Origin of the sequence: Thauera aminoaromatica S2, from assembly GCF_000310185.1 — a bacterium.
Taxonomy (GTDB): Bacteria; Pseudomonadota; Gammaproteobacteria; order Burkholderiales; family Rhodocyclaceae; genus Thauera; species Thauera aminoaromatica.
The window spans coordinates 21,624-33,318 of record NZ_AMXD01000029.1 but is presented as its reverse complement, the minus strand read 5'-3'; the positions used below and the strand labels follow the sequence as shown (position 1 = coordinate 33,318).

The 11,695-nt window shown below is 62.3% G+C and carries 11 protein-coding genes and 1 tRNA gene; 6 read left to right on the top strand and 6 right to left on the bottom strand.

Features of this window, described 5'->3' with window-relative positions; genetic code table 11:
- The first annotated feature begins 145 nt into the window (after positions 1–145).
- Positions 146–2,137 carry a UvrD-helicase domain-containing protein gene (locus C665_RS06795; RefSeq protein WP_004303637.1) on the top strand — a complete coding sequence of 664 codons (1,992 nt, stop codon included), beginning with the start codon at positions 146–148 and terminating at the stop codon, positions 2,135–2,137.
- A gap of 137 nt (positions 2,138–2,274) precedes the next feature.
- On the opposite strand, the gene C665_RS06790 is transcribed toward C665_RS06795, so the two are convergent.
- Positions 2,275–2,721 (bottom strand): c-type cytochrome, encoded by a 447-nt coding sequence (locus C665_RS06790; RefSeq protein ID WP_004303635.1) that lies wholly within the window; start codon positions 2,719–2,721, stop codon positions 2,275–2,277.
- A 147-nt stretch (positions 2,722–2,868) separates the two neighbouring features.
- Here C665_RS06790 and C665_RS06785 point away from each other — a divergent pair.
- Positions 2,869–2,945, top strand: a tRNA-Arg gene (locus C665_RS06785).
- A gap of 100 nt (positions 2,946–3,045) precedes the next feature.
- Here C665_RS06785 and C665_RS06780 read toward each other — a convergent pair.
- A complete protein-coding gene (locus tag C665_RS06780) occupies positions 3,046–3,312 on the bottom strand; it encodes a helix-turn-helix domain-containing protein (RefSeq protein ID WP_004303632.1) in 267 nt (88 codons plus the stop codon).
- A gap of 135 nt (positions 3,313–3,447) precedes the next feature.
- Between C665_RS06780 and C665_RS06775 the strand changes: the two genes are divergently transcribed.
- Positions 3,448–3,678 carry a hypothetical protein gene (locus C665_RS06775; protein ID WP_004303631.1) on the top strand — a complete coding sequence of 77 codons (231 nt, stop codon included), beginning with the start codon at positions 3,448–3,450 and terminating at the stop codon, positions 3,676–3,678.
- On the top strand, positions 3,671–4,192 hold the full coding sequence (locus C665_RS06770; protein WP_004303630.1) for an Arm DNA-binding domain-containing protein: 522 nt from the start codon (positions 3,671–3,673) through the stop codon (positions 4,190–4,192). The genes C665_RS06775 and C665_RS06770 overlap by 8 nt, the downstream gene beginning before the upstream one ends.
- Here C665_RS06770 and istB read toward each other — a convergent pair.
- Positions 4,167–4,964, bottom strand: coding sequence for an IS21-like element helper ATPase IstB (istB, locus tag C665_RS06765; protein ID WP_004298999.1), 798 nt, complete (start codon positions 4,962–4,964; stop codon positions 4,167–4,169). The two genes, C665_RS06770 and istB, sit on opposite strands and share 26 nt — an antisense overlap.
- The gene (istA, locus tag C665_RS06760) at positions 4,961–6,457 is read right to left on the bottom strand and encodes an IS21 family transposase (protein ID WP_040828304.1); all 1,497 of its coding nucleotides are present in this window, start codon (positions 6,455–6,457) and stop codon (positions 4,961–4,963) included. Before istA ends, istB begins: the two co-directional genes overlap by 4 nt.
- 233 nt (positions 6,458–6,690) lie before the next feature.
- Here istA and C665_RS06755 point away from each other — a divergent pair, with 233 nt between their 5' ends.
- Entirely contained in the window at positions 6,691–7,470 is a 780-nt protein-coding gene (locus tag C665_RS06755) for a site-specific integrase (RefSeq protein WP_004303627.1), read from the top strand.
- A complete protein-coding gene (locus tag C665_RS06750) occupies positions 7,463–8,425 on the top strand; it encodes an HD domain-containing protein (RefSeq protein ID WP_004303625.1) in 963 nt (320 codons plus the stop codon). The genes C665_RS06755 and C665_RS06750 overlap by 8 nt, the downstream gene beginning before the upstream one ends.
- Positions 8,426–8,615: 190 nt before the next feature.
- On the opposite strand, the gene C665_RS06745 is transcribed toward C665_RS06750, so the two are convergent.
- Entirely contained in the window at positions 8,616–10,349 is a 1,734-nt protein-coding gene (locus C665_RS06745) for an ATP-binding protein (RefSeq protein WP_004303623.1), read from the bottom strand.
- A gap of 9 nt (positions 10,350–10,358) precedes the next feature.
- Positions 10,359–11,372 carry an SIR2 family protein gene (locus tag C665_RS20145; protein WP_004303621.1) on the bottom strand — a complete coding sequence of 338 codons (1,014 nt, stop codon included), beginning with the start codon at positions 11,370–11,372 and terminating at the stop codon, positions 10,359–10,361.
- Positions 11,373–11,695 lie beyond the last annotated feature (323 nt).

Here is an 11,695-nt window from a genome sequence, read left to right as displayed (position 1 = left end):
TGTGAGCGCCGCGCCGGCCGGGCGCACGCCGCCTCGCACCCCGCGCAGCGCGGCCGACGCCGGCCGGCCCGGACGCGCGATCGGCTAGAATCGGCCCCCACGCCGCCCGGCCGGGCGGCTTTGCTTTTCTGCGATCCAGCTCACGATGTCCGCCCTCCTCAACGCGCCCCAGCGCGAAGCGATCCGCTATCTCGACGGCCCCTGCCTGGTGCTGGCCGGCGCCGGCAGCGGCAAGACGCGGGTGATCACGCACAAGATCGCGCACCTGATCAACGAGTGCGGCATCGGCGCGGCCAACATCGCCGCGATCACCTTCACCAACAAGGCCGCCAAGGAGATGCAGGAGCGCGTCGCCCACATCATGGGCGGGCGCGTGCCGGGCGGGCTCACGGTCTGCACCTTCCACGCGCTCGGCGTGCGCATCATCCGCCAGGAGGCCAAGCACTGCGGGTTGAAGCCGCAGTTCTCCATCCTCGACGCCTCCGACACCGTGCAGATCGTCTCGGACGTCGCCGGCGACAGCGACAAGGGCATCGCCAAGCAGATGCAGTGGCAGATCTCGTCGTGGAAGAACGCGATGATCACGCCCGAGGAGGCCGCGCAGCTCGCCGACAACGAGATCGCCTCGGTCGCCGCCAGGCTCTACAAGGAATACGAGCGCACCCTGCGCGCCTACCAGGCAGTGGATTTCGACGACCTCATCTCGCTGCCGGTGCGCCTGTTCGACGAGCACCCCGAGGTGCGCGAGCGCTGGCAGAACAAGCTGCGCTACCTGCTGGTGGACGAGTACCAGGACACCAACCGCGCCCAGTACCGGCTGCTCAAGCTGCTGTCGGGCGTGCGCGGCGCCTTCACCGCGGTGGGCGACGACGACCAGGCGATCTACGCCTGGCGCGGCGCCGACGTCGAGAACCTGAAGCTGCTGCAGCAGGACTACCCCAAGCTGAAGGTGATCAAGCTCGAGCAGAACTACCGCTCCTCACGCCGCATCCTCGAAGCCGCCAACACCGTCATCGCCAACAACGCGAAGCTCTTCGACAAGCGCCTGTGGTCCGAGCACGGCCAGGGCGAGCAGGTCGTCGTCACCAACTGCCGCGACGCCGAGCACGAGGCCGAGTGGGTGGCGACCAAGATCACCGCGCACAAGTTCGAGCACCGCACCCGCTTCAAGGACTACGCCATCCTCTACCGCGGCAACCACCAGGCCCGCCTCATCGAGCAGCAGCTGCGCAACCACCGCATCCCCTACGTGATGTCGGGCGGGCAGAGCTTCTTCGACAAGGCCGAGATCCGCGACCTCATCGCCTGGCTGCGCCTGCTGGTCAACGAGGACGACGACCTCGCCTTCATCCGCGCCATCACCACGCCGCGCCGCGGCATCGGCGCCGCCACCATCGAGGCGCTCGGCGCCTACGCCGGGCATCGCCACACCAGCCTGTTCACCGCGGTGTTCGAGGAAGGCCTCACCCAGCACCTCAACGCCAAGCAGCTGCAGGGCGTGCAGGAGTTCGCCGCCTACATCAACCGCCTGCAGTACCGCGCCCCGCGCGAGCCCGCCGCGCAGCTGCTCGAAGACCTGCTCGGCGCGATCCGCTACGAGGCCTGGCTGTTCGAGCACTGCGACACGCGCGAGGCCGAGTCGAAGTGGAGCAACGTGCGCGACTTCGTCGGCTGGCTCGGCCGCAAGGGCGAGGAGGACGGCAAGAACCTGCTCGAGCTCACCCAGACCATCGCGCTGATGTCCATGCTCGACAAGGAAGACCCCGATTTCGACGGCGTGCAGATGGCCACCCTGCACGCATCCAAGGGCCTGGAGTTTCCGCATGTGTTCCTGGTCGGCGTCGAGGAGGGCCTGCTGCCGCACCAGAGCAGCATCGACGAGGACAAGGTCGAGGAAGAGCGCCGCCTGATGTACGTCGGCATCACCCGCGCGCAACGCAGCCTCAACCTGACCTGGTGCGAGCGGCGCAAGTCGGGCAAGGAGTTCCGCACCTGCGAGCCGAGCCGCTTCATCGCCGAGATGGGCGGCGACATCAAGATGAACGACCGCAAGACCGCACAGCCGGTGACGAAGGAAGAAGGCAAGGCGCGGCTGGCGAACCTGATGGCGATGTTCGAGAACCGCGACAAGGCTTGAGCGGCCGCTCGCTTGTGGCGCCCCGACAGGAAAGGGCGCGATAGGGGTCTGCTGCAGGCCGGGGCCCAGGCGCAAAAAAGGCAGCCGCGGAGGCTGCCTTTCCTGATCTGGCCGACGGCTGCGACGCAGCCCGCGGATTACTTCTCGACCGGCGGCTCGGTATAGCCGGCGCCGGCGAGGTTCGCGAGGTAGGCCACGGCGCGTTTCACCTCGGTGTCGGTGAGGTCGCTGCCGCCACCGCGCGGGGGCATGGCGTTCTTGCCGGCGATCGCCGAGGCGGTCAGGCCGTCGTGGCCGAGCGCCAGGCGGGGTCCCCAGGCCGCGGCGTCGCCGGTCTTCGGCGCACCCACCGCGCCGGCGTCGTGGCAGGCGGCGCAGATCGACTTGTAGATCTGCTCGCCGGTGCGGGTTCCCGGCGTGATGGTCACGGCCTGGATCTCGACACGGGCGACCGGCTGGATCAGCGTGGCGCGGAGTTCTTCATCGACCTTGCCCGAGTCGCCACAGCCGGCCAGCAGCGCGGCTGCGACCAGGGCGACGGGCATTGCGAGGCGGGCGGGCCGCAGGGGGCGTGGGTTCGACATGCTTTGATCCTCGGACGGTGGCGCAAGACAGGGTCTAAAGCGGGGATTATAGCGGGCTAAAAACCATTGTGGCAGCGCGCCATGGACTTTGCCGCCGAAGCGGGCTATGCTTCCGCGCCTTGTTCGGGCGCTTCGTCCGGACACCACGCGCCCGTAGCTCAGCTGGATAGAGTACTGCCCTCCGAAGGCAGGGGTCGGACGTTCGAATCGTCTCGGGCGCGCCATATTTTTCAATGGGTTAGGTCTTCGCGGACCTAGCCCATTGTTCTTTGTGACCACCCTGTGACCAAACCGTGACCACCCTGTGACCAAGCCAGGGTGACGTCACTCCGTCTTCGCCCCCGTTTGACCCTTGCCTTCCGTGACCACGCTGTCTGGGATGTGCTCGACCAACTGCTCGATCCTGCAGCCGAAGTAGCTGCACAGGCGATCGAGTACGTCAGCCGTTGGGTTGTAGCCGCGACGGTTCGCAATCTTCGACAGGGTCATCCGGTGGATGCCGGTCGCCTCAGCGACCTCGACCAAGGTGATCACCCGATTCTCGCGGTACTCCTTCTCCGCAAGCAGTTCCTTCAGTCGAAATCTAAGCATCGCTGCCTTCCTGGCTGCATGTGATGCTTAATTTTATCAGAAGCTCTTGACAGGCATTACTCCGTGTCTATACTGCGCTTTAAGTGATGCGTTTAAGTGTCACTTGAACTCAATGTGTGTCTAGCGGAGAAGATCATGGAACAGACCTATCTGACGACCGAAGAGCTGTCGGCGAAGATCAAGTATGACCCGAGGACGATTCGTGAGCGCTTGAAGGACAGTGTCCTGCTGGAGGGCCGCCACTATTTCCGCCCCTTTGGCGGCCGCAAGATCCTCTATATCTGGGAGGTCATTGAGCGGGACATGCGCGTGGAGGGCTCCAGCTTCGCGATCCCCATGGCCAATGGCGAGGTGTGCCATGGCTAGCATCCAGATCAGGAAGGAGACGGGCTGCCTGATCCTCGACTTCTATTACGCGGGCAAGCGCTGTCGTGAGCAGACGGCCTTGAAGGACTCGCCAGCCAACCGCAAGCGCTTGCAGAAGGTGCTTGATCGCATCGAGGCCGACATCGCCGCCGGCACCTTCGACTACCGCCGCTTCTTCCCCGGCAGCAAGAACGCCGCGAAGTTCGATCCAGCTCCTGGGGGGATGGTCGGGTCGGCAACCGCTGCTGAGGTTGCGTTGCCGTCGGCAGCGGCCAGCGCCCCGAGCACTCCGCTCTTCAAGGACTTCGCCGAGACCTGGTACGGCGAGAAAGAGGTGGAGTGGCGGCGTTCGTACAAGACCACGCTGCGCGCGACCCTCGATCGCGCCCTCATCCCGAGGTTCGGGGAGAAGGAGGTCTGCCCAGCGTCAATTACCTTGGCCGGTCGACGTCAATTATCCTGGCCGGTGGAAGCGAGGCATGAGGGGTTCAGCCTTTCGGCTTTGAGGTGTTGAGGGTGCGTTGCTCAGAAGGGGCGAGCCCCTTCTGAGCAACGCGGCGGCGGAAGCTTTCCACGTTCATCTCGAAGAGCGTGGCGTGATGCACGAGCCGGTCGACGGTGGCCAGCGTCATGGCCGGTTCGGCAAAGACGTGGCCCCACTCCGAGAACGGCTGATTCGCAGTGATGGCCAGGCTTCTGCGCTCGTAGCGCTCGGCGATGAGCTCGAAGAGCACCGAGGTCTCGCCCTGGTCGCGGCGGACGTAGCTGAAGTCGTCGCAGATCAGCAGGTCGAAGCGGTCGAGTTTGGCCAGCTCGGCCGGCAAGCGCAGATCGCGCCGGGCGGCCTGCAGGCGCTGCACCAGATCGCTCGTGCGGGTGAAGAGCACGCGGTAGCCACGTTCGATGAGGGCGTGGCCGATACTGGCGATCAGGTGCGTCTTGCCAACACCCGGTGGTCCGAAGAGCAGGATGTTCGCGCCTTGTTCGAGCCAGCTGTCGCCCTCGGCCAGCGCGGTGACGTGCGCCTTGGAGACCGTCGGCACGGCCGTGAAGTCGAAGGCCGACAGGCGCTTGTCCGGCGGCAAGGCGGACTCGGCTCGATGGCGGTCGATGCGGCGCGTCTCGCGCTCGTGCATCTCGTGCTCGCACAGGGCGGCCAGAAACCGCTCGGCCGGCCAGCCTTCGCGGTTCGACTGCTCGGCCAGCGCCGACCACAGCCGCTTGATGGTGGGCAGCCGCAGCTCGGTGAGCATCATGGGCAGCGTCGCCGTCTCGATGACGCTCATGCCGCCACCTCGTACAGCGTGTCGTAGACCGACAGCGCGGGCAACGACACAGTGACCGCCGGCATGGGCGTCTGGCGCGGCGCAAAGCGCGCCTCGAGTCCTTCGAGATCGGGCAAGGTGCCCGCCTGCAGCAAACCCCCGAGGATCTGCGCGAGTTGGACCTCGCACGCGCCGCGTGCGGCCAGATCAAGCAGCCCCACCATGAGCTTGCAGGCCTGGCGCTCGGGCAAGGTCTCGACCAAGCGCTCCCAGGTCTGCCGGTACTCGGCGCGGGGGAACATGTCGTCGCGCAGCGCCCAACGGGCAAAGGCGCCGGGTTTGCGCTTGAGCGCGGGCAGCAAGTGCCGGTAGTCGAGCTGCTTGCCGCGCCGCTTGCCTGCCGGCACCGCTCCGCGCGCGCTCTCGAACACGCACACCCCGCCCAGCCAGCCCTCGAGGCGCTCGGGGTAGAGGCGAAACTGGAGCCGATGGCCGATCAGGCGCGAGGGCACGCTGTAGAGCACGCGGCGGATGCTGACGGTGCTGAACTTGGTCACGCGCGCCTCGATCTCCTCGTACTCGCTGGTCCGGCGCATGGGGAGCTCAGCGAGCTGGCTGCGCTCTTCGGCCAGCCGCGTCTGGATGCGCCGGTTCAGGCGTGTGACGACCTCTGCGACGAACCGCTGATAGTCGGCTGTGGTGGCGAACTCGCGGTGCCCACGCAGCAGCAGCGCCTGCTCGAGCGCGCCCTTGAGGCTGCCTTGGCGCGATTCAATGGCGCCGTTCTCGTGCGACTGGCCCAGATTGTTCCGGCTCGGACGCAGGCCATAGTGCCGGCACAGATCTTCGTAGCGGCGCGTGAGCGTTTCCGCTTCGGCCAGGTTGTTGAAGGCGGCCGACAGGCTGTCGGTACGGTGTTCTTCGGGCACCCCACCCAGGGCCCACAGGGCATTCTGCAGACCCTGCGCCAGGGCGGCGAAGCTCTCGCCGCCGCACACGAGTTCAGCATGGCGCCAGCCCGAGTACGCCAGCGCGAACTGGTATAGGCGATGCGCGAAGTGTTCGCCGCCCACCGTGATCCTGAGTTCGTCACACACGGTGAAGTCCGACAGCGCCAAACGGCCCGGCGGATTGGCTTGCGAGAAGAACACCTCCTTCTCGTGTCCGTGCTCGGCGCGCCACATGCGGATCCGCCGCTGCAGGGTGCGCAGCACCCCATCGCCGAACACCTCACCGTGACGGCGCTGCAACTCCTCGAGCAGGGTTCGGCCCTGCAGCCCGGGTTCGCGCTCGAGCAAGGGCACCAGCTCCTGCTCCCAGACGTCCGCCAACGGATCGGCGCGCGTCCGCCATGTCCTCGGTCCGCGCTGCGACGGCAACCCGTCAGCCTGCTCGATGCGCCGTGCTGAGCGCACGCTGATGCCCATCCGGGCCGCCGCGATCTGCTGCGTCGCCTGCCTTCTTGCTTCCTTGTATTTGCGCACTTGTTGGTCCGTGATCTTCTTGCCGGGCACCGAGCGCCTCCCAACGCCTGTCGTCAGAAGAGCACTCTATCCCTCGCTTCCGGACCTTCCCGGCTGCAGATCCAACCGGCCAGGATAGTTGTCGTCGACCGGTCAGGTTAATTGTCGCCGGCCAGGAGGTCGGCCAGATCTCCAAGGCGGACGTCCTTGCCTATCGCGCCGAGCTCGGGAAAGCGACCGCGAAAGGCAAGCAAACCAAACTGTCTGCGGCAAGGATCAACAAGATGCTGAACCCGCTCAGGCAAGTCCTCAATGAAGCGGCCGACCGGTTTGATTTTCGCACGCCCTTCGACAGCGTGAAACAGCTCAAGACGAAGCGCACCGACGTCGATCCCTTCACCCTCGCCGAGGTCAAGCAGATCCTCGACACCGTGCGGCCCGACTTCAGGCACTACTTCACCGTGCGCTTCTTCACCGGCCTGCGCACCGGCGAGGTCGACGGACTGCAGTGGAAGTACGTCGACTTCGACAACCGCCTCATCCTGGTTCGCGAGACCATCGTCGGCGGTGAAGAGGAATACACCAAGACGGACGGCAGCCAGCGCGACATCCAGATGAGTCAGCTCGTCTTCGATGCGCTGCAGGCGCAGTTCGAGGCCACCGGCAAGCTCGGCAAGTTCGTGTTCTGCAATCGGCTGGGGACGCCGCTGGACCACAAGAACGTCACCAACCGGGTGTGGTACCCGCTGCTGCGGCACCTCAACCTCAAGCAGCGCCGGCCGTATCAGTGCCGCCACACCGCCGCCACGCTGTGGCTCGCCAGCGGCGAGGCGCCCGAGTGGATCGCCCGTCAGCTCGGGCACACCACCACCGAGATGCTGTTTCGGGTGTATTCGCGCTACGTGCCCAACCTCACGCGGCGGGATGGCTCGGCCTTCGAGCGCCTCATCACGCAGACCCTCGGCACCCAGCTCCTGCCGGTGAAGACCGCCCCTGCGGAGGAGGCGGAGCAGGAGGCCGAGCTGCTGGCAGAGAACGCCGCTCAAGGAGGAGACCATGAGTGAATACCGCCTGCCCATCCCCACGGCCGCCCCGGACAACGTAGTGGCCAAGCTCCCGCCCGTGTTTCGCGTGCAGTCGATCAGCCGCCTGCCGCTCGATGAGCATTGCGTCCTGAACCGCGCTGGGCTGTTTCATGAGCGGGCCAGCCTGATGGTCGAGTGGCCCTCGCGCAAGGTCGATGTCCGGCTGGGTGCGGGTTGCCTGGTGTCGATTCGCTGGCTCGGTCGGCCTGTGAGCCTCGGCGGTGCGGTGCGCATCAGCCGCCTGGTCGTGCTCGGGCGCCCCGAGGCCAGCCTCGATCTCTTCCAGACGATCCCGACGGTCTGGGTGAAAGAGCGCACGCTCGTCCGTCGTGCCAGCGCGCTGTGGCAGCGCCTGCCGGTGCACTTCCAGCACCTGTTCAACGCCATTTTCTGGGACAGCCGACGGCTGCATCGCTACCTGGTGGGCGCCAGCTCCTTGAAGGGCCATCACAGCTGCGTGCACGGCAATCTGTGGCATACCCTGGAGGTTGCCGAGCAGGCGCTCAGGATGGCCCAGGGCCAGCCCCTCGCCTGCCCCGAGGTGCTCCTGATGGCCGCCCTGCTGCACGACGCGGGCAAGGCGGACGAGTACCGTCTCGGCTACAGCGGTCTCGAGCTGACGACCCGCGGCAAGCTCGTCGGCCATCGCAACACCATCATCGAGTGGATCGCCGCCGCCATCGCCCACGCGCGCATCGCTCTCCCCGAGTCCCACTACCTCGGCCTGATCCACGCGCTGACGAGCGCCCGTGGGGCGCCGGATTGGCTCGGTCTGCGCGAGCCCTGCACGCTCGACGCGGTCCTGCTCTCCGCGGCGGACCGGCTCTCGGGGCAGATCGAGTTGATGGCGCGGCACTCGCCGGCGGAGTCCGGGTTCGGGCGGTTTCATCCGCATCTGCGCGGGCGCCCCTACGTGGTTGGGGCGGCTTTCTGAAGGGGGAGTCCGGGAAGGACTCCGCTGCGCGGGCCTACATGAAGCAGGCGAGTCAGAGGGGACTTTCCGCGGTGTGGGGACGCTGCGAAGATCGGGTTGTCGGCCATTGCTGCCATTCGGCTCTTACGATCCAAACGGCGGGATTGTAAGGAAAAGCAGGCTTCGCAGCGGCTACGACACCCGGGGTGCTTCACTGAATGTTTTGCTTACGCCAGTTATCGACTGCAATCGACAAACGGTTGTCTTTGACTGGCTTCTGCCATTCATCCCAAAAATTGACCGTACCACTATTCGGTTTGTTTTTGGGCTCATCAATCCTGATCCGGCTTGGCAGGAGACTGGCGTCACCGACAACCAGAGCTTCGCCTGTATCGAGAGTGGGCAAGACGTCGCTAAATCCGCCAAGGCTATCGGGAAGCAGGCGCTTGATAACGCCTTGATCCTCGGCGTTGGTCAGCCGCATGGACACGAAGTTACTGCACTGGCTGAGCATCGTTTTATTCACTTCGGACGGACGTTGACTTATCACCACCAGGCTGACCCCGTATTTACGTCCCTCCTTCGCGATGCGCTCGAAAATATCGAGCGAGATGTCGTCGGCAGAGTCGGCCATGTTGCGCTGAGGCATGTAGAGATGTGCCTCATCACACAAAAGCGCAATCGGATGACGTAGCTCGGAGGGCGTCCACTGTTGAACGGAGAATGTAACCCGAGCAACGAGGGATACGATCAACGGCAGAACGTCGGAAGGCACTTCCGAGAAGTTAATGACTTTGATCCCGGCCTTGCCATTCTCATCGGCACTCCCGAGTACGGCAGTGGTGAATTTCTCGAGCCAGGTGAAATCCAGAACATCTCCACCGCCGTTGAACATAAAGCCAAGGCGTCTATCGGATATCTTGTTCTCAAGGCGGGAAATCATGCGGGCGAGTTTCCCGAAGAAATCACCTTGCTTTTCGGTACCTACCTTAGCGCCGGGAACCATTTCGACGTTGATGTCATTCAGCCGCCCCATAAGGACATCGAGATCGAACGGAACCGGGCTATCGACGGTGAAATGCTTCAACACATCTTGCTGGCCGTTTTCCTCCAGGTACCTTTGCTTCGCCTGGTTGATTTCGCGCGCCATAATCATGGCCTGGTTGGGGGCGTTCTGGTCGCTGCGGTCAACGAACATAGACACCAGCGCTTCATACGAAAGCAGCCAGTACGGCAGATAGAGGACACCATCGCCGATGGTTTTCTTGGCCTCAACGTCTGCTGGTCCTGCGACCTTGAAATGTTGAATGCCCTGTCCTACTAGTGGCGAGTATTCGCCATGGAGGTCGAAGACAATAGCGTTCGCCGTAGTTAGCCCCGACATCTGTTCGATGATCTTGGCAGTCGTCCAGGACTTACCCGACCCGGTGCTGCCGCCAATGAAGGCGTGGCGCTGGAAAAATTTATTGCCGTTGAGGTAAGCAACGGCGTGCTCGTCCAGCGTGTATTTGCCGAGAGTCAGGGCATTCCCACCGGCTGAGACGCTGGAAAGGGTACGCATGAAACCTGTGAGGTTTTCGCTTTCGAGCGAAAAGCAGTTCGCGTCAATTTCAGGAACGCTTTCGAGCGTACGACGGAACACGTTTTCTTTTTCACCGTCACGATCCAGCATCGTGCCAATCAGAGCGATACGGCACAGATTTAACTCTGACGCGTGGCCGTTGATACTGTCATTGATAATTTCTTCGATGCCGCGCTTACGAGTCACCTGCGTAATGAGACCGATGAGGTGCTGTCCGGGCCTGCTGCTTTGAAGCACGGCGAGATGGTTAACCTGCAACCTTTTGAGCTGGTCGACATTCTCCACCTCTACGATCACATTTGTGGTGTCGACGGAGGCAACCTTCCCAAGCGCTTCTTCGTCCCTAAAGTTAAAAATCGGCATCTCTTCGTCCTACATGATGAGTGAAAGGTAACCTTCAAGACTCCAGATATTCTTTTCCACCTTCAACGGAGCGCTATCTAGGGAGGAATAAACGATGGATTGATCGTCTGTTTCGCCCCGTTCTATTGCCAGGTAGTTCTGTGCTTTACCATCAAGAATAATCTTCTTCGCAGAGTCGGAAAGCGTATAGGTGATAATGGTTATAGGCGTTCTCTGCCGAAGGCACTTCACCATCAGTTTCGGCTGAATATGCTCATCATTAAAACCGTAGCCAATACAAAGGTAAGAACCGGCTTCATTGAGAGCCTGGTCAGCGTTATTAATAATGGAGCGGAACGGCTCAAGATGCGTTTTTTGGTATTTCTGCGTACCAGGAGTCACAATCTGCGGCTGGTAGCCATCCGGTATACCTTGGATATTTGAGAGTGCGACAGTATCTTCCAGAGGGGATTGGAACCAATCCAGAGATCCATGGACCTTCCAAATATTAGCCCTGCGCGCAGAGGTAATTTCTGTAGGGGCTGCGAGCTGGCGGCAGAAGCCGTGTGTGAACCCTGTGTAATGATGGATTCGCCCGTGATCGCAGGCATACTCCGCCAAGCGATCATAGTTTGTAGTGACGATATTTATGACTTTGAGGCTGCTTTTGAACATGTGTTCAAGAAGGCGGCTCAATGGAAAAATCGCATTATCCTGAAGACTCTTTTGAAATATTTCGCTATCTTCAGAGTCAATCAGGATCCAAGTGGCTTTAACAATTCTGGATGTCAGTTCTTCAGAAGCTGTTACTTGGTGTAGGGCGGTTTCTAGGTCAACATTATCCTTCAGCAGCTGGCAGAATTTCTGCCATGCCTCGATTTCAGCAGCATTCAAGCCTGAAATGTCGGTATTTGTGACCAGATGGTTCGCTAGCGCCCACATTCCAGACATGCCGTGTGCAGCCGAGGCGCCGCTGCCCAAAATGATGACTGGTGCCTTCCCGTAAAAGTCCTGCGCTTGTTTTTGGTAATTGAGGTCAGACAAAATATTATCCCCGTTGATTACGCCAGTCCGAATAAAAAGTCTAGAATTCTATCGGTCAGCAATGCCCCAAACCTTCAACTTATCGATGTCCATCGGGACCAGTGATGATCATCAATCCTAGACAACTCCGGTTCTTATTAGACCATCCTGCCCAATGCTAGCGCTCCACCTTTAGGGGGCTACAAGTAACGAGCGCTCCAGTTGGATCGGCTATATAAAGGATGCGCAATTATCTATTATGCGATTGTGATCAACTGATGGGCAATGTCTGGTTGCAGCTGAGAGCTGTCATCCTGTGCAATCGACCAAGAGTCTGCAACGGC